The following is a 17,289-nucleotide window of genomic DNA, read 5'->3' as shown; positions in this document are numbered from 1 at the left end:
CCGTCGGCCGCGGGTGCGGCTCAGCGTCCCTCGCGCTTGCGTCCGCCGCGGCGCAACCGGCGCCCGAGCGCGAGCAGCGGGTCGAAGTGGCGGTCGGCGATCCGCTCCTTCATCGGGATGATCGCGTTGTCGGTGATCGTGATGTGCTCGGGACAGACCTCCGTGCAGCACTTGGTGATGTTGCACAGACCGATGCCCTGCTGGTCACGGGCAATCTGCGCCCGGTCCGTCCGGCTGTCCAACGGGTGCATCGCGAGCTCGGCGGCGCGGATGAAGAACCGTGGTCCGGCGAAGGCCTTCTTGTTGTCCTCGTGGTCCCGGATGACGTGGCAGACGTCCTGGCAGAGGAAGCACTCGATGCACTTGCGGAACTCCTGCGAGCGGCCGACGTCGACCTGCTGCATGCGGTACTCCCCCGGCTCCAGTCCCGGCGGGGGCTGGAACGAGGGCAGCTGGCGCGCCTTCTCGTAGTTGTATGACACGTCGGTGACCAGGTCCCGCAGCACGGGGAAGGTCCGCATCGGGGTGACCGTGATGGTGTCCTCGGGCTCGAACAGGTTGAGCCGCGTCATGCACATCAGCCGCGGGTAGCCGTTGATCTCCGCACTGCAGGAGCCGCACTTGCCCGCCTTGCAGTTCCAGCGGACCGCCAGGTCCGGCAACTGGGTCGCCTGCAGTCGGTGGATCGCGTCAAGCACCACCTCGCCCTCGTTGACCTCGACGGTGTAGTCGACCAGCTCGCCTCCCTCGGCGTCTCCCCGCCAGACCCGGAACTTCGCGTCGTAGCTCACCGCTGTCCCTCCTCCGCCTGTGCCTCCGGGCTGGGCGCCGCGGCCCCCTGGCCGTCGGGGGCGCCGAGCGCGGCCATCTCCGTCGGCGTGAGGTACTTGCCGAGCTCGTCCCGCGTGAACAGCGCCAGCAGGTCGGCCCGGATCTCCGGCACCTGCTGGTGCACCAGCTCGACCCGTCCGTCCGCGCCGACCCGGCAGGCGAGGTTGACCTGTCGCCACGCGGGGTCCATCGCTGGGTAGTCCTCGCGGGTGTGCCCGCCACGGCTCTCGGTGCGCTCCAGCGCGGACAGCGCAATGCACTCGCAGACGGCCAGCATGTTGCGCAGGTCCAGGGCGAGGTGCCAGCCGGGGTGGAACCGGCGCTGGCCCTCCACGTGCACCCTCTGCGCGCGGGCCCGCAGCCCCGCGAGCGCGTCGAGCGCGTGACGCATCTCCTCCTCCCGGCGGATGATGCCGACCAGGTCGTTCATCATCTGCTGCAGCTCCTGGTGCAGCCCGTAGGGGTTCTCGCTCTCGGCCCCGTGCTCGTCGAACGGCGCGAGCGCGACCCGCGCCGCGCGGTCGACCTCCTCGTCGGCCAAGTGCGGCCGGCCCCCGGCCGCGCTCGCGTAGGCCGCCGCCCCCGCTCCGGCTCGCCGGCCGAAGACGAGCAGATCGGACAGGGAGTTGCCGCCGAGCCGGTTCGAGCCGTGCATCCCGCCCGACACCTCGCCCGCCGCGAAGAGACCGGGAACGCTCGTGGCTCCGGAGTCCGCATCAACCTCGACGCCGCCCATGACGTAGTGGCACGTCGGGCCGACCTCCATCGGCTCGGCGGTGATGTCGACGTCGGCGAGCTCCTTGAACTGGTGGTGCATCGAGGGCAGGCGGCGCATGATCTCCTCGGCCGGGAGTCGGCTGGAGACGTCGAGGAACACCCCTCCGTGCTCGGTGCCCCGACCGGCCTTGACCTCGTTGTTGATGGCACGGGCCACCTCGTCGCGCGGCAGCAGCTCGGGGGGTCGCTTGTTGTTGTCCGGGTCGTCGTACCACCGGTCCGCCTCCTCCTCGGACTCGGCGTACTGCCCGCGGAAGACGTCGGGGACGTAGTCGAACATGAAGCGCTTGCCCTCGGTGTTGCGCAGCACCCCCCCGTCGCCGCGCACCGACTCGGTCACGAGGATGCCCTTGACCGACGGTGGCCAGATCATCCCGGTGGGGTGGAACTGGACGAACTCCATGTTGATCAGCGAGGCGCCGGCGCGCAGCGCCATCGCATGGCCGTCGCCGGTGTACTCCCACGAGTTGCTGGTCACCTTGAACGACTTGCCGATCCCGCCGGTCGCGAGGACCACTGCCGGAGCCTCCAGCACCACGAACTGCCCGGACTCGCGCCAGTAGCCGAACGCCCCCGCGATGGTGCGGTTGCCGCCGGGTCCGGTGCCGTGCAGCAGGTCGACGATGGTCAGTTCGGGGAAGACCCGGATCCGGGCGTCGAGGTCGCCGAACTCGGCGAGGTCCTCCTGCTGCAGGGAGACGACCTTCTGCTGGAGGGTCCGGATGAGCTCCAGGCCGGTCCGGTCGCCGACGTGCGCCAGCCGGGGGTACTCGTGGCCACCGAAGTTGCGCTGGCTGATCTTGCCCTCGGGTGTGCGGTCGAACAGCGCGCCGTAGGTCTCCAGCTCCCACACCCGCTGTGGTGCCTCCTTGGCGTGCAGCTCCACCATGCGCGGGTTGTTGAGGAACTTGCCGCCGCGCAGGGAGTCGCAGAAGTGGACCATCCAGTTGTCGTGCGGGTTCATGTTGCCCATGGACGCGGCGATGCCGCCCTCGGCCATGACGGTGTGCGCCTTGCCGAACAGCGACTTGCACACCACCGCGGTGCGCAGGCCGTACTCGCGTGCCTCGATCGCCGCGCGCAGGCCGGCTCCCCCGGCGCCCACGACGATGACGTCGAACTCGTGCCGCTCACATTCCGTCATCAGTTGATGAACCTCGGGTCGGGGAACACCCCGGCGGCCACGAACGCGATGTAGGCGTCGGTGACCGCGAGGGACAGCAGGGTGAACCAGGCGAACTGCATGTGGCGGCCGTTCAGGAGGCTCACCTTGCCCCACGCCCAGTAGCGGATCGGGTGCTTGGAGAAGTGGCGCAGCCGCCCCCCGACGATGTTGCGGCAGCTGTGGCACCCCAGCGTGTAGCACCAGAGCAGGATCACGTTGGCGATGAGGATGAGGTTGCCCAGGCCGAAGCCGAAGCCCCCGCCCTTGCCATGGAAGGCGACGGCCGCGTCATAGGAGTTGATGCCGGAGAGGATCACGGCGGCGTAGAAGAACCAGCGGTGGAAGTTCTGCAGGATCAACGGGAAGCGCGTCTCGCCGTGGTAGGTGCGGTGCGGCTCGGCGACTGCGCAGGCCGGCGGCGCGAGGTAGTAGGACCGGTAGTAGGCCTTGCGGTAGTAGTAGCAGGTCAGCCGGAACACCAGCAGGAACGGCAGGCTGAGGATCGCGTAGGGCAGCAGCGGTGGGAAGTTGCCGAACGGCGTGCCCAGGTGGCTGGAGCCGGGCGCGCAGGACGTCGTCAGGCAGGGCGAGTAGAACGGCGACAGGTAGTGGTAGTCCGCCACCCAGTAGTTGCGCTGGAGGGCCGTGCGCACCACGGCGTAGATGACCCACAGCGACAGCCCGGTCACCGTCAGCACGGGCTGGAGCCACCAGCGGTCGCGCCCGCCCCGCAGCGTGCGCACGCCCACCCGGGCACGGCCGACCGCGCCCACGCCCTGGCTGAGGTCCGCGCTGCTCATGTCAGCGCCCCGTGTGCCCGATGCCCTCGTCGTCGGCATCCGCCCACAGCGACGGGTCGTACTCGGTGTCCGGGATGTAGACGACGTCCTGCTGCCCGGTGCCCGGTTGCGGCGGCTGGCCCGGTTGCGGGTGGCCGCGGTGGCCGAGCAGCTCGAGGTCCGCGCCGACCCGGCGCACGTCCTCCTCGAGGCGGCGCACGTCGACCGTGTCGCCCATCGCGTGTCGGAGGCCGGCGGTGATGGTGCGCAGTGCCGCGACGTGCTGGCCGGCCGAGGTGAGGTGCTCGCCTGTGCTCATCGGATCCTCCGAAGGCGTCGGGTGGACGGCGGATGCCGCCACATGCCCGCGTGTCCTGCCTCACACCATAGGGCACCTGCGTCGCCTGCGGCCGGTTGTGCGCCGCTCACCGGGAAGCCGGGTCGTTGCCACGGCCGGTCCAGAGGCACGTCCGGTATGCCGGGACGCCGCGTCCCAGCGCGGCAGTCAGACCCGCACGGCGGGCTTGGTCGACGCCCAGGCGCGGTGCGCCCCGGACACCTCGCGCAGGCGCTGGAGCTGCTCACGCACACGCACGGGTGCCGTGCCACCCTTCGCGTCGCGCGAGGCGAGTGAGCCCTCCACGGTGAGCACACGGCGTACCTCGGGCGTGAGGTGCGGGGAGACGGAGGCGAGGGTCTGGTCGTCGAGGTCCCACAGCTCGCAGCCGCGCTGCTCGCACTCGCGGACGCAGGCCCCGGCGACCTCGTGCGCCTCGCGGAACGGAACGCCCTGCCGGACCAGCCACTCCGCGACGTCGGTGGCGAGTGAGAACCCTTGGGGCGCGAGGGAGGCCAGCCGCTCGGTGTCGAAGGTGAGGGTGGCCACCAGGCCCGTGAACGCGGGCAGCAGCACCTCGAGGGTGTCGACCGCGTCGAACACCGGCTCCTTGTCCTCCTGCAGGTCGCGGTTGTAGGCCAGCGGCAGCGCCTTGAGGGTGGTGAGCAGGCCGGCCAGGTCGCCGACGAGGCGGCCGGCCTTGCCGCGGGCCAGCTCGGCGACGTCGGGGTTCTTCTTCTGCGGCATGATGCTCGACCCGGTCGACCAGGCGTCGGCCAGCCGGACGAAGGAGAACTCCTTGGTCGCCCAGAGGATGACCTCCTCGGCGAGGCGCGAGATGTCGACCGCCGCCATCGCCGCCACGAAGGAGAACTCGGCCACGAAGTCGCGCGAGGCGGTGCCGTCGATGGAGTTCTCCACCGCGCGCTCGAAGCCGAGGTCCGCGGCCACCTGCTCCGGGTCCAGGCCCAGCGAGGAGCCGGCGAGCGCGCCGGAGCCGTAGGGCGAGCTCGCGGTGCGGGCATCCCAGTCCCGCCAGCGCTCGACGTCGCGCACCAGCGCCCAGGCGTGCGCCAGCAGGTGGTGGGCCAGCAGCACCGGTTGGGCGTGCTGCAGGTGGGTGCGTCCCGGCATGGGCGAGTCCTGGTGCTGCTCGGCCTGGACGGCGAGGGCGTCGACGACGTCGAGCACCAGGGCCGCGACGTCGCGGACGTGGTCGCGCAGGTACATCCGGAACAGCGTGGCCACTTGGTCGTTGCGGGACCGTCCGGCGCGGAGGCGGCCGCCGACCTCGGGGCCGACCCGCTCGATCAGGCCTCGCTCCAGGGCGGTGTGCACGTCCTCGTCGCCCGGCGCCGGCTGGAAGGCGCCGGACTCGACGTCGGCAGCGAGGTCGGCCAGCCCCTGCAGCAGGGCCGACAGGGTCGCGTCGTCCAGGAGCCCGGCGCGGTGCAGGACCCGGGCGTGGGCTCGGGACCCGGCGATGTCGTAGGGCGCCAGCCGCCAGTCGAACTGGGTGGACTTCGACAGCGCCGCGAGGGCCGCGGCCGGGCCGCCCGCGAAGCGGCCACCCCACAGGCTGAGCCCGCTGCCCTCGCGCCCGTCGTGGTCGGCGGCGCCGTCTGCCATGGGTGCTGCTCCTTCGGTGTGGCGGTCAGTGGTCGGTGCGGGGCCGGCGAGACGGCCGCTCGTCCTCGGACCCGCTCAGTCCGAGGAGCCGCTCGGCGACGGCCGCACCGTCGTCCGGACCGGCGGTGATCACGAGGATCGTGTCGTCGCCGGCGATGGTGCCGATGATGTCAGGCGCGTTGGCGTGGTCGATCGCCGAGGCGAGGTACTGCGCGGCGCCGGGCGGGGTGCGCGCGACGACCAGGTTCCCCGAGGACTCGGCGGTGACGAGCAGCTCCTCGAGCAGTCGGCTCAGCCGGTCGCTGGGCCCGGTCCCCTGGGCCGCCACCATGCTGCGGTCCCCGCCCTCGCCGGGCACGGCGTAGACCAGCTCCCGCCCACGGCGGACCTTCGCCGCCCCGAGCTCGACGAGGTCGCGCGAGAGGGTCGCCTGCGTGACCTCGAAGCCGTCCCGGGCCAGGTGGTCGAGCAGCTCCAGCTGGGAGCGGACGCTCTCGCGGGTGAGGATCTCGATGATCCGCTGGTGGCGGGCCGCGCGGGTCTGGGCGATCACGACTGCTCGACCAGCCAGGTGAGGACGGCCTTCTGCGCGTGCAGTCGGTTCTCGGCCTGGTCCCACACCACCGACTTCGGGCCGTCGATGACGTCGGCGGTGATCTCCAGCCCGCGGTAGGCCGGGAGGCAGTGCAGCACGATCGCGTCGGCGGCGGCCTTCTCGAGCGCCGCCGCGTTGAGCGAGTACGGGCCGAACAGGCTCTCGGCACCGGTGCGCGCCGAGCTCTCCGCCTCCTGCCCCATCGACACCCAGGTGTCGGTGGCGAGCACGTCGGCCGCCTCGAAGGCGGTGCCCGGGTCGTCGGTCACGAGCACCGACCCGCCCGTCTGGTGCGCGAGCTCGGTGGCCCGCTGCACCACGACGGGGTCGGGCTGGTGTCCCGCCGGTGCGGCGATGCGCACGTTGAGCCCGGCGAGCGCGCCGCCGAGCAGGTAGGAGTGGGCCATGTTGTTGGCGCCGTCACCGGCATACGTCAGGGTGAGTCCGCTGAGCCGGCCCTTGTGCTCGCGGACCGTCATGAGGTCGGCGAGGACCTGGCAGGGGTGGAACTCGTCGGTGAGGGAGTTGATGACCGGCACCGAGCTGACCGAGGTCGCCGCCTCCAGCCGCTCCTGGCCGAACGTGCGCCACACGATGGCGGCGCACTGCCGGTCGAGGACCCGGGTGGTGTCCTCGACCGCCTCACCGCGGCCGAGCTGGCTGGTGACCCCGTCGATGATGACGGGCACGCCCCCGAGCTGGGCGACGCCCACGGTGAACGACAGTCGGGTCCGGGTGGAGGGCTTGTCGAAGACCAGGGCGACGGCGAGCGGTCCGGCGAGCGGCTGCTCGGCGAAGGGGGTGGCCTTCATGGCGAGGGCGCGGTCCAGCAGCGCCGCCTGCTCGGCGGAACTGACGTCGTCGTCGCGCAGGAAGTGGCGGGTCACGGGAGCTCCTCCGATGCGGTCGGGTCCAGCAGCGCAGGGAGCGCCGACACGAACGTCGCGAGCTCCTCGGCCGTGATGATCAGGGGTGGGGCGAGACGCAGCGCCGACGGGGTCACCGGGTTCACCAGGAAGCCCGCCTCCCGGGCGCGCTGGGCGACCGCCGCCGCCCGGTCGTCGGCGAGCTCGATCGCCTGCAGCAGTCCGCGTCCGCGCACGTCGCGGATGGCCGGGTGGCCCAGCTCGCGGACCTGGCGCTGCAGCTCCTCGCCGGTGCGCCGGACGTGGTCGAGCAGGTGGTCGCGCTCGATCGTGTCGAGCACAGCGAGTGCCGCCGCCGCGGCCAGCGGGTTGCCACCGAAGGTGGTCCCGTGCTGCCCGGGCGTCAGCAGCCCGCTGACCCGCGGGCCGTAGGTCAGCAGCGCCCCGATCGGGACGCCCCCGGCCAGTCCCTTGGCCACGGTGACCCCGTCGGGGGTGACGTCGGCGAACTGGTGGGCGAACCATTGCCCGGTGCGCCCGATCCCGGTCTGGATCTCGTCGACGACCATGAGCGCCCCGCGCTCGGCCGTCAGCTCCCGCACCAGCTGGAGGTATGCCGGGTCCGCCACCCGCACGCCCGCCTCACCCTGGATGGGCTCCACCACGACGGCCGCGACGGTCTCGTCGACCGCGGCGCGCACGGCCTCCTTGTCGCCCAGCGGCACGTGGGTGATGCCCGGCAGCAGGGGGAGGAACGGCTCGCGGTAGGCGGGCTTGTGGGTCAGGGCCAGGGCGCCGGTGGAGCGGCCGTGGAAGGCACCCTCCATCGCGACGATGCGGGTCCGGTCGGTGCGCCGCGCGAGCTTGATCGCCGCCTCGACCGCCTCGGTCCCCGAGTTGGTGAGGAAGACCGCCGAGCCCTCCGGCGCGCCGGCCACGGCGAGCAGTCGCTCCGCCAGCTCCACCTGGGGCTGGGTGGTGAAGAAGTTGGAGACGTGGATGGCCCGCGCAGCCTGTTCGCTGATCGCGGTCACGAGCGCCGGGTGCGCGTGCCCGAGGGAGTTCACCGCGATGCCGGCGAGCAGGTCGAGGTAGCACCTGCCGTCGACGTCCCAGACCCGGCAGCCCTCCCCGTGGCTCAGCACGGCGCCGGGGCGGCCGAAGACGCCCAGCAGCGAGGCCTGGTAACGGTCCAGCAGGTCGGCGGAACGGGTCATGCGGATGCTCCTTCGGGTGTCACGACGCCGGCTTCGTCGCCGCCGTCGCGCGTGATCATGGTGCCGACACCGGCGCCGGTGAAGACCTCGAGCAGCAGCGAGTGCGCTGCCCGGCCGTCGATGACGTGGGCCGCGGGGACCCCCGCGCGGACCGCGCGGGTGCAGGCCTCCAGCTTGGGCACCATCCCGGCCTCCACCCGGGTCAGCAGGGACTCGGCCGTCTGGAGGGAGGCGGTGGCGAGCAGGCTCTCCGGGCGTGGCCACTCGGCATACACCCCCTCGACGTCGGTGAGCACGACCAGCTTCCGGGCGCCGAGGGCGACCGCGAGCGCCGAGGCCGCGGAGTCGGCGTTGACGTTGAGCACGGCCCCCGGCTGGTCCAGGTCGGGGGCGACCGTGGACACCACCGGGATGCGGCCGGCGTCGAGCAGGTCCTGCACCGCGGAGGGGTCGACCGTCTCGACGTCGCCGACCAGCCCGAGGTCCACCGGCTCGCCGTCGACGAGCTGCCGGCGGCGCCGGGCGCCGAACAGCCCGGCGTCCTCCCCGGACAGGCCCACGGCCAGCGGCCCGTGGGTGTTGAGCAGGCCGACCAGCTCGCGGCCGACCTGGCCGGTGAGCACCATCCGGACGACGTCCATCACCTCCGGGGTGGTGACCCGCAGCCCGCCCCGGAACTCGCTGGCCAGGCCGAGGCGGTCGAGCATGGCGCCGATCTGCGGACCGCCGCCGTGGACGACGACGGGGCGGAGCCCGGCATACCGGAGGAAGGCGACGTCCTGGGCGAAGGCCGCACGCAGGTCGGGGTCGCCCATGGCGTGGCCGCCGTACTTGACCACGACGAGGCTGCCGCGGAAGCGCTCCAGCCAGGGCAGCGCCTCCACGAGCACGGCCGCCTTCTCGGCCGCGAGGGCGAGCTCGGCGCGGTGACGCGGGGTGCCGGCGGTGCGGGTCCGGGTGCTCATGAGGAGTACGCCGAGTTCTCGTGGACGTAGTCGTGGGTCAGGTCGTTGGTCCACACGGTCGCGCCCTGCTCCCCCGCGTGCAGGTCGACGAGGAGGTGCACGTGCCGTCCGGACAGGTCCACCAGGGACCGGTCCTGCCCCACCGACCCACCGCGACAGACCGGTATGCCGTTCATGGTCACGTCGAGTGCCTCCGGCGCGAACGCCGCCGAGGTGGTGCCGACGGCGGCCAGCACCCGGCCCCAGTTGGGGTCGCCGCCGAACACGGCGCACTTGACCAGGTTGTTGCGCGCGATGCTGCGGGCCACCTCGAGGGCGTCCTCGACGGTGGCGGCCGAGCCGACCTCGACCTCGATGTCGTGCTGGGCGCCCTCCGCGTCGGTGATGAGCTGGCGGGCCAGGTCGGCGCACACCTCGGTGAGGGCGTCGGTGAAGGCGCGCGGGTCCGGGCTGGTTCCCGAGGCGCCCGAGGCCAGCACGACGACGGTGTCGTTGGTCGACTGGCAGCCGTCGGAGTCGACCCGGTCGAACGTCAGGGCGGACGCCTCGCGCAGCGCGGTGTCGAGGGCGGAGGGCTCCACGACGGCGTCGGTGGTGAGCACGACGAGCATGGTCGCGAGCGCGGGGGCGAGCATGCCGGCGCCCTTGGCCATGCCACCCACGCTCCAGCCGTCCCGCTGCACCAGCGCCTGCTTGCTCACCGTGTCGGTGGTCATGATCGCCTCGGCGGCGAGGGGGCCGCCCTCCGCCGCCAGCTCCTTGGCGGCGGCGCTGACCCCGTCGAGGAGCCGCTCCATCGGCAGGAACTCGCCGATCAGGCCGGTGGAGCACACGAGCACGTCGCCCGAGCTGATCCCGAGCCGTTCCGCGGCGTGCTCGGCGGTGGCATGGGTGTCGGCGAAGCCGCGCGGACCGGTGCAGGCGTTCGCGCCGCCGGAGTTCAGGACGACCGCGTCCACGCGAGCGTCGCCGACGACCTGGCGTGACCAGGTCACCGGTGCGGCCACGACCCGGTTGGAGGTGAACACGGCGGCAGCGTGGTGGAGGGGTCCGTCGTTGACGACCAGCGCGACGTCCTTGCGGCCGCTCGGCTTGAGTCCGGCCGCCACGCCGGCGGCACGAAACCCCTGGGGTGCGGTGACGCTCACGGCGCCACCCCCACCGTCGGCAGGCCGAGTGTCTCGGGGAGGCCGAGCGCCAGGTTCGCGCACTGCACCGCCGCGCCCGCGGTGCCCTTGGTGAGGTTGTCGACGGCGGCGACGGCCACGACGCGGCCGGCATGCTCGTCGACGGTCACCTGCACGTGGACGCAGTTGCTGCCGAGCACGTCGGCGGTCCGCGGCCACTGCCCCTCGGGGAGCAGGTGCACGAACGGCTCGCCGGCGTAGGCACGCTGCCAGGCGCCCCGCACGGTGCTGGGGTCGGCTTCCGGCGGGAGCTTGGCGGTGCACGTGGCGAGGATGCCGCGCGGCATGGGGGCCAGGGTCGGGGTGAAGGAGACGGTGACCGGCTGGCCCGCTGCGGCGGTGAGGTTCTGTTCGATCTCGGGACTGTGCCGGTGCTCGCCGCCGACGCCGTAGGGGGACATGGCGCCCATCACCTCCGAGCCGAGCAGGTGCGGCTTGGCCGAGCGCCCGGCGCCGGAGGTGCCGCTCGCCGCGACGATGACCACGTCGTCGGGTTCGAGCAGGCCCGCGGCCAGGCCCGGGGCGAGCGCGAGGGTGCAGGCGGTCGGGTAGCAGCCCGGCACGGCGACGCGCCGCGCGCCGTGCAGCTTCTCGCGTCCCTTGCCACCGGTGGGCAGGGCGAGCTCCGGCAGTCCGTAGGGCCAGGCGCCGGCGTGCGGGGTGCCGTAGAACCGGGTCCACGTGGCGGCGTCGCGGAGCCGGTGGTCGGCACCGCAGTCGAGCACCACGACGTCCTGGGGCAGGACGGCGACGAGGTCACCGGAGGAGCCGTGCGGCAGGGCGAGGATGACGACGTCGTGACCGGCCAGCGCCTCAGGCGTGGTCGGCTGGAGGACGCGGTCGGCGAGAGGGGTCAGGTGGGGATGGGTGCTGCCCAGGGTGGAGCCGGCGTTCGAGGCGGCGGTGAGCGCCCCGACCTCCAGCTCGGGGTGGGCGAGCACGAGCCGCAGGGCCTCGGCTCCGGCATACCCGCTCGCACCCGCGACGGCGACAGTGGTCATGCCGCATAACTATACGCATGTGCGGTTCTTTATGCACGCACCACCCCGCCGATCCCTCCACTGTTGCTGGTGGTCGGCGAGCCGGGGTTCCCAGACCGCCAGCAACAGTCGGCGGGGGTCAGGAGCCGAGGGGATCGTCTGCACCCCAGGGGCGCAGACGCAGGGTGCGGGCCCCTTCCGGCAGCCCCGCGGCGGCCCGGCGCTGGAGCTCCGCGACCGTGTCCACCCCGGCGCGCACCATGCGCCCGGACCAGGCGTCCAGCTCCCCGGAGGCCAGCGCGAGCGCGAGCTCGGCCACCTGCTCCGGGTCGGTCCACTCGGTGCGGTCGTCGTGCACGGGCATCGACGCGGTCATGTCGGTGCGGACGACACCCGGCGCCAGGTCGAACGCGCGGATCCCCCGGTCGAAGCCTGCCAGGTGCGTGCCACCGGTGATCCGCGCCAGGGCGGACTTGCTGGCGGCGTAGGCGGTGTAGTCGGCGCTGTCGCGGGTGCTCGAGCCGGTGTTGATGTTGATCACCCGGCCGCCGCCGCGGGCGATCATGGACGGGACGACGGCGTGAGTAAGCAGGAACGGCCCGCGCACGTTGGTCTGGACCACGTCCCACCACAGCTGCGGGTCGGTCTCCCACAGCACCGTCTCGGTCTCGATGCGCCCGGCGTTGTTGACGAGCAGGTCGACCGGGCCGAGCTCGGCGCGCACCTGCTCGGCGAGGGCCGCCACCTCGTCGGGTGCGGTCACGTCCGCCGGTGCGGCCACGACCTCGCAGCCCTCCTCCTGCAACGGGGCCACTGCTGCGCCCAGGCGGGCGGGGTCCCGGGCGACCATCGCCACCGCCCAGCCGTCGTGGGCCAAGGCGGCGGCGAGCACCTGCCCGATGCCCCGCGAGGCGCCGGTCACCAGCGCCACCGTGCGTGCGCCGGAGCCGGTTGCCCCGCGGCGGCCGGCGCCCTCGGCCGGGCTCGCCACCTCAGTTCCCTCGCAGTTCGGCGCCGGTGCGGCGGGCGGCCTCGGCGACCGCCCGGTCACGCAGCTGGTTGACCTCGTCGGTCGTGAGCGTGCGCCCGGGCGCCCGGAACGTGAAGCGGTAGGCCAGGGAGCGGTGCCCCTCGGCGACCTGGTCGCCCTCGTAGACGTCGAAGAGGGCGACCACCTCGAGCAGCTCTCCCGCACCGTCCCGCAGGGCCTGCTCGACCGCGGCCGCCGGGACGTCGCTGGGCACGACCAGCGCCACGTCGCTGTGTGCCGGAGGACTGGTCACGATCGGGCGGGCCGACACGGGCCGGTCGCTCGCGGCGATCAGCACCTCGAGGTCGACCTCCGCGGCGCAGGTGCGCGCCGGCAGGCCCAGGGCGGAGAGCACCTTGGGGTGCAGCTCGCCGGCGTGGCCGACCTGGGTGCCGTCCGGCAGCGCGAGTCGGGCACAGCGTCCCGGGTGCCACGGCGCGTGGTCGACCGCCGTCACGGTCAGCTCGACCGCCAGCTCACCGGCCAGCCGCCGCACCACGTCGACGGCGTCCGACCACTGGGCGGGCCGACCGGGCCCCCACCAGCCCTTGTGCTCCAGCAGGCCGGTCAGTGCCAGGCCGATGTGCCGCGGCTGGGCCGGCACTGCCGCGTGGATCGCGGCGAGGGTGGCCTCGTCCGGGCGCCGGTCGACGCCCGGGACAGGTGCGGCTCCCACCGGGCCACCCGGCAGGCAGACCAGGCCGACCTCGAAGAGGGCGACATCCTTGAGGCCTCGAGCGACGTTGCGCCGCAACGCCTCCAGCAGCGTCGACACCACGGAGGTCCGCATCAGCGGCGCCTCCTCCGACAGCGGGTTGGCCAGCCGCACCGCCTGCCGGCGGACGTCGTCCTGCGGCAGCCCGAGCTGGTCGAACAGGCCGGCCGAGACGAACGGGTAGGTCACGACCTCCACCAGGCCCGCACCGGCGAGCAGGTCCGCTGCGGTGCGCCGGACCTGCTGGCCGTGGGTCAGACCGCGCCCGCCCGGCGCCTCCGGCAGGACCGACGGGATCTCGTCGTAGCCGTGCAGCCGGGCGACCTCCTCGACGAGGTCGGGGCCGTCGGTGAGGTCCGGCCGCCACGGCGGCGGCAGGACGGTCACCAGCGGCTCCTCGGAGGCGTGGGGGGCCGGCGCCTCGGCCACGTCGCAGCCGAGCGCCTTGAGGCTCGCCACGACCTCCTCCCGCGGGAACGCGATGCCCACGAGGGCACTCGCCAGTGCCGGGTCGAACAGCACCGGCTCGCGGGGAGCGCGGTGGTCCACGTCGGTGACGCCGTCGTCGATCCGTCCTCCGCCGTGCTCGACGAGCAGCTCGGCGGCCCACTGGGCGGCGGCGGCCGACACGTCGGGGTCGACGCCGCGCTCATAGCGCCGGGACGCCTCGGTGGCGAGCTTGTGCCGCCGGGACGAACGGGCGACCGTGGTCGGGTCGAAGTGGGCCGACTCGATCAGCACATTGGTCGTGGTCGCGGACACCTCCGAGGTCTCCCCGCCCATGACCCCGGCGATCGCCAGCGGCACCGCACCGCCGTCGGTGATGAGCAGGTCCTCCGGGTCCAGGTCCCGGTCCACGTCGTCCAGGGTCCGCAGGCGCTCGCCCGGACGCGCCCGGCGCACGACGATCTCGCCGCTGAGCGTGTCCAGGTCGAAGGCGTGCAGTGGCTGCCCGAGCGCCAGCATCACGTAGTTGGTGACGTCGACGGCGAGCGAGATCGGCCGCATCCCGGCCTCGGTGAGCCGCTTGGCCATCCACCGGGGCGAGCGTGCGGCCGCGTCCACCCCGCGCACGACGCGCGCCACGTAGCGGTCGCAGCCGGGCACGCCCCGCAACGGTGCCTCGTCGGCCAGGCGCACGGCATACCCGCTGTCGTTGGGTGCGGGAACCGGCCGGTCGGCCGGGTCAGCTGGATCCCGGTAGGCGGCTCCCGTTGCAAGGGAGTACTCCCGGGCCACGCCCCGCATGCTGAAGCAGTAGCCGCGGTCGGGGGTGATCGTCACCTCGACCGTCTGGTCGGCCAGCCCGAGCAGCTCGATCGCGTCGTCCCCGGGCTGCAGCTTGGCTGCCTCCTGCTCGCCGAGCAGTTCGCTGAGGACGATGATGCCGGCGTGGTCGTCGCCGATGCCGAGCTCGGCCGCGGAGCAGATCATGCCCGCGCTCACGTGCCCGTAGGTCTTGCGGGCGGAGATCTCGAAACCGCCCGGCAGCACGGCGCCGGGGAGCACGACCACCACGAGGTCACCGACGGCGAAGTTGTGGGCCCCGCAGACGATGCCCTGCGGCGTGCCGTCGGTGAGCCGCTGGCCGTTCTCGCCGACGTCGACCCGGCACCAGTTGATCGTCTTGCCGTTCTTCTGCTTCTCGGGCGTGAGCTCGAGCACCCGGCCGACCACCAGCGGGCCCTCGATGTCACCGCCGTGCAGGGCCTCCTCCTCGAGCCCCATCCGCACCAGGCTCGCCGCGACCTGCGCAGCGGTCGCGTCGGCCGGCACGTCGACGTAGTCGCGCAGCCACGACACCGGAACCCGCATCAGATCACCATCCCGAACTGCGTGCTGAAGCGCACGTCTCCTTCGAACATCTCCCGCATGTCACCGACTCCGTTGCGCAGCATGAGCGCTCGCTCGATGCCCATCCCGAAGGCGAAGCCGCTGTAGCGCTCCGGGTCCACCCCGCACGCCCGCAGGACGTTGCGGTTGACCATGCCGCAGCCGCCCCACTCGATCCAGCCGGTGCCGCCGCACGTACGACAGGACACGTCCTGTCCGTCGCAGACGAAGCAGCGGAAGTCCAGCTCCGCGCTGGGCTCGGTGAACGGGAAGTATGACGGCCGCAGCCGCGTCGTGATGCCCTCACCGAACAGCTCGTGCACCATCCGGTCCAGCGTGCCGCGCAGGTGGGCCATGGTCAGCCCCTCGTCGACGGCGAGGCCCTCCACCTGGTGGAACACCGGCGAGTGCGTCGCGTCGAGCTCGTCGGTGCGGAAGACCTTGCCCGGGCAGGCGATGTAGAGCGGCACGTCCCGCTCGAGCAGGCTGCGCACCTGCACCGGCGAGGTGTGCGTGCGCAGCACCAGACCGGCCTCTGGTGGGTCGACGAAGAAGGTGTCCTGCATCTGGCGGGCCGGGTGGTCCGGACCGAGGTTGAGGGCGTCGAAGTTCAGCCACTCCGCCTCCAGCTCCGGCCCCTCGGCGATCTCCCATCCCATCCCGACGAAGATGTCGGCGATCCGCTGCTGCATCAGCTCGATCGGGTGGCGTGCCCCGATCGGGTGGCGCCCGGTGGGCTGGGTGACGTCGACCGTCTCCTCGACGAGGAGCCGCGCGTCGCGCTCGGCCTCCAGCTCGGCCTGCCGGGCGGCGAGCGCGCGGGCCACCCGGCCGCGGGCGGCACCGACCCGCTTGCCGGCGTCGGCGCGGGCGGTCGGCGGCAGGGCGCCGATCTCGCGGTTGGCCAGGGCCAAGGGACTCTTCTCCCCCTGGTGGGCGATGCGCGCCGCCTTGAGCTCCTCCAGACTGGTGGCGGCGGCGAAGGCGGCCAGCGCCGCCTCGACGGCCTGGTCCAGGGCCTGCGGTTCCAGTGTGCTCACCTCGACGGGGTCGTACTGCGTGTTGGGTCCAGACATCGCTCTCACTTCGGTAGCGCCGGACGCCCCGGTGCCGGCACACGTCGACAGTGCGACGGCACGGCGGGGCTCTTGACGATTCTATGAGCCGGTCAGGTGCGTCCGTCGGGCCCTGGTCCTGTCGTCGGACGAGGCGTGCTGGGTCGTCAGAGCAGGCCTTCGGGCACCCCTGCCGGCAACGTAAATCGGAACTCGGCGCCGCCCTGGGGACCCCGGCCGACGGCGATGGTGCCCCCGTGGGCCTCGACCAGCCCCCGGACCACGTAGAGCCCGAGGCCGGTGCCGCCGCGGCGCTCGCCCTGCCAAAACCGACCGAAGACGAGCGAGTAGTTCTCGGGGGCGATCCCCGTGCCCTCGTCACTGATGGTGACCAGCGCGGCGGGGTGCGGCTCGCTCACCGGCTCGAGGCCGACCCGCACACAGCCCTCACCGTGCCGGATCGCGTTCTCGAGGAGGTTGGCGAGGATCTGCTCGATACGGTCGGGGTCGGCCCAGATCTCCGGCAGCTCCTGGTCGTGGACGAGCTCGAAGCGGTCCTCGTCGTGACCGCTGGCGACCATCCGCTCGATCTGGCCCCGCGCGGCCTTGACGAGGTCCACCGGCTGCTTGTGCACGGTGAGCCGGCCGCTGTCGATCCGGGAGATGTCGAGCAACTCGGTGATGAGCCGGGTCACCCGGTCCGCGTCGGTCTCGATGGTCTCGATCATCCACCGCTTCTGCTCGTCACTGAAGCGTTCCCACCGGCGCAGGAGGGTGGAGGAGAAGCCTTTGACCGAGGTCAGCGGCGAGCGCAGCTCGTGGGCCACGGTCGAGATGAGCATCGCGTTGCTCGCCTCGATCCGACGGCGGGTGCCGGCGTCCCGCAGCGCGAGGACGAGGGCCGCCAGCGGCCCGGAGCGGTGGCGGCGGACGTAACGGGCGCTGACCAGCACCTCGTTGCCGTCCGGCATGAGCAGCAGCCGCTCGCGGTGGCCGGTGCGGGTGCGCAGCCCGCCCCAGGGGTTGGTGCAGTCCCACCAGGACCGGCCCTCGGGGTCCTGCAGCGGCAGGGAGTCACGGATGTCGCTGCCGACGAGGCCCCTTCCGGCGGTGCCGAGGATGCGCTCGGCGCGGGGATTGACCTGGAGCACGGTGCCGTCGCCGCTGGCGACGACGCACCCGTCGGGCGCGCTGCGAGCGATCACCCCGGCCCAGCGGCGCAACTCACCGTCGCTGGCGGGCACCCCGTCGGCAGCGAGGTGGCCGGGCGAAGTTCCGTTGAGCGCAGCCGACGCCGCAGTGTCCTGGGCGTGATCCCCTGCGCTCAT

15 protein-coding genes are annotated in these 17,289 nt (G+C 73.0%); all 15 read right to left on the bottom strand.

The annotated features are described in order from the left end of the window. Window positions 1-20 precede the first annotated feature (20 nt). Window positions 21-791, bottom strand: coding sequence for a succinate dehydrogenase/fumarate reductase iron-sulfur subunit (locus VFL99_RS10355; RefSeq protein ID WP_325106272.1), 771 nt, complete (start codon window positions 789-791; stop codon window positions 21-23). Next, the gene (locus VFL99_RS10350; RefSeq protein ID WP_325106271.1) at window positions 788-2,752 is read right to left on the bottom strand and encodes a fumarate reductase/succinate dehydrogenase flavoprotein subunit; all 1,965 of its coding nucleotides are present in this window, start codon (window positions 2,750-2,752) and stop codon (window positions 788-790) included. Before VFL99_RS10350 ends, VFL99_RS10355 begins: the two co-directional genes overlap by 4 nt. After that, entirely contained in the window at window positions 2,752-3,573 is an 822-nt protein-coding gene (locus VFL99_RS10345) for a hypothetical protein (protein ID WP_325106270.1), read from the bottom strand. The genes VFL99_RS10350 and VFL99_RS10345 overlap by 1 nt, the downstream gene beginning before the upstream one ends. 1 nt (window position 3,574) lies before the next feature. Then, window positions 3,575-3,871, bottom strand: coding sequence for a hypothetical protein (locus VFL99_RS10340; protein ID WP_325106269.1), 297 nt, complete (start codon window positions 3,869-3,871; stop codon window positions 3,575-3,577). 186 nt (window positions 3,872-4,057) lie between these two features. After that, window positions 4,058-5,518, bottom strand: coding sequence for an argininosuccinate lyase (argH, locus tag VFL99_RS10335; RefSeq protein ID WP_325106268.1), 1,461 nt, complete (start codon window positions 5,516-5,518; stop codon window positions 4,058-4,060). Between the two features lie 25 nt (window positions 5,519-5,543). Beyond that, window positions 5,544-6,071, bottom strand: a complete 528-nt coding sequence (locus tag VFL99_RS10330) for an arginine repressor (RefSeq protein WP_325106267.1) — start codon at window positions 6,069-6,071, stop codon at window positions 5,544-5,546. Beyond that, a complete protein-coding gene (gene argF / locus VFL99_RS10325; protein WP_325106266.1) occupies window positions 6,068-7,000 on the bottom strand; it encodes an ornithine carbamoyltransferase in 933 nt (310 codons plus the stop codon). Before argF ends, VFL99_RS10330 begins: the two co-directional genes overlap by 4 nt. Continuing rightward, window positions 6,997-8,196, bottom strand: coding sequence for an acetylornithine transaminase (locus tag VFL99_RS10320; protein ID WP_325106265.1), 1,200 nt, complete (start codon window positions 8,194-8,196; stop codon window positions 6,997-6,999). Before VFL99_RS10320 ends, argF begins: the two co-directional genes overlap by 4 nt. After that, window positions 8,193-9,161 carry an acetylglutamate kinase gene (argB, locus tag VFL99_RS10315; RefSeq protein WP_325106264.1) on the bottom strand — a complete coding sequence of 323 codons (969 nt, stop codon included), beginning with the start codon at window positions 9,159-9,161 and terminating at the stop codon, window positions 8,193-8,195. The genes VFL99_RS10320 and argB overlap by 4 nt, the downstream gene beginning before the upstream one ends. After that, a complete protein-coding gene (gene argJ / locus VFL99_RS10310) occupies window positions 9,158-10,309 on the bottom strand; it encodes a bifunctional glutamate N-acetyltransferase/amino-acid acetyltransferase ArgJ (protein WP_325106263.1) in 1,152 nt (383 codons plus the stop codon). The genes argB and argJ overlap by 4 nt, the downstream gene beginning before the upstream one ends. Further along, window positions 10,306-11,349: an N-acetyl-gamma-glutamyl-phosphate reductase gene (gene argC / locus VFL99_RS10305; RefSeq protein ID WP_325106262.1), complete on the bottom strand. Its 1,044-nt coding sequence runs from the start codon at window positions 11,347-11,349 to the stop codon at window positions 10,306-10,308. The genes argJ and argC overlap by 4 nt, the downstream gene beginning before the upstream one ends. A gap of 118 nt (window positions 11,350-11,467) precedes the next feature. Next, window positions 11,468-12,319 (bottom strand): SDR family NAD(P)-dependent oxidoreductase, encoded by an 852-nt coding sequence (locus VFL99_RS10300; protein WP_325106261.1) that lies wholly within the window; start codon window positions 12,317-12,319, stop codon window positions 11,468-11,470. Between the two features lies 1 nt (window position 12,320). Then, window positions 12,321-14,888 carry a phenylalanine--tRNA ligase subunit beta gene (gene pheT, locus VFL99_RS10295; protein WP_325106260.1) on the bottom strand — a complete coding sequence of 856 codons (2,568 nt, stop codon included), beginning with the start codon at window positions 14,886-14,888 and terminating at the stop codon, window positions 12,321-12,323. Beyond that, window positions 14,888-15,982 (bottom strand): phenylalanine--tRNA ligase subunit alpha, encoded by a 1,095-nt coding sequence (pheS, locus tag VFL99_RS10290; protein ID WP_325106259.1) that lies wholly within the window; start codon window positions 15,980-15,982, stop codon window positions 14,888-14,890. Before pheS ends, pheT begins: the two co-directional genes overlap by 1 nt. A 146-nt stretch (window positions 15,983-16,128) precedes the next feature. Beyond that, a complete protein-coding gene (locus tag VFL99_RS10285) occupies window positions 16,129-17,289 on the bottom strand; it encodes a sensor histidine kinase (protein WP_325106258.1) in 1,161 nt (386 codons plus the stop codon).

It is taken from the genome of Segeticoccus sp., from assembly GCF_035708005.1.
This window is presented reverse-complemented; position numbering and strand designations above follow the sequence as displayed.

Coding starts and splice junctions, on each gene's coding strand:
- VFL99_RS10320 (WP_325106265.1), bottom strand. CDS start 8,196: ATGACCCGTTCCGCCGACCTGCTGGACCGTTACCAGGCCTCGCTGCTG.
- argH (WP_325106268.1), bottom strand. CDS start 5,518: ATGGCAGACGGCGCCGCCGACCACGACGGGCGCGAGGGCAGCGGGCTC.
- VFL99_RS10340 (WP_325106269.1), bottom strand. CDS start 3,871: ATGAGCACAGGCGAGCACCTCACCTCGGCCGGCCAGCACGTCGCGGCA.
- pheT (WP_325106260.1), bottom strand. CDS start 14,888: ATGCGGGTTCCGGTGTCGTGGCTGCGCGACTACGTCGACGTGCCGGCC.
- VFL99_RS10345 (WP_325106270.1), bottom strand. CDS start 3,573: ATGAGCAGCGCGGACCTCAGCCAGGGCGTGGGCGCGGTCGGCCGTGCC.
- argB (WP_325106264.1), bottom strand. CDS start 9,161: ATGAGCACCCGGACCCGCACCGCCGGCACCCCGCGTCACCGCGCCGAG.
- VFL99_RS10350 (WP_325106271.1), bottom strand. CDS start 2,752: ATGACGGAATGTGAGCGGCACGAGTTCGACGTCATCGTCGTGGGCGCC.
- pheS (WP_325106259.1), bottom strand. CDS start 15,982: ATGTCTGGACCCAACACGCAGTACGACCCCGTCGAGGTGAGCACACTG.
- argC (WP_325106262.1), bottom strand. CDS start 11,349: ATGACCACTGTCGCCGTCGCGGGTGCGAGCGGGTATGCCGGAGCCGAG.
- VFL99_RS10285 (WP_325106258.1), bottom strand. CDS start 17,289: ATGAGCGCAGGGGATCACGCCCAGGACACTGCGGCGTCGGCTGCGCTC.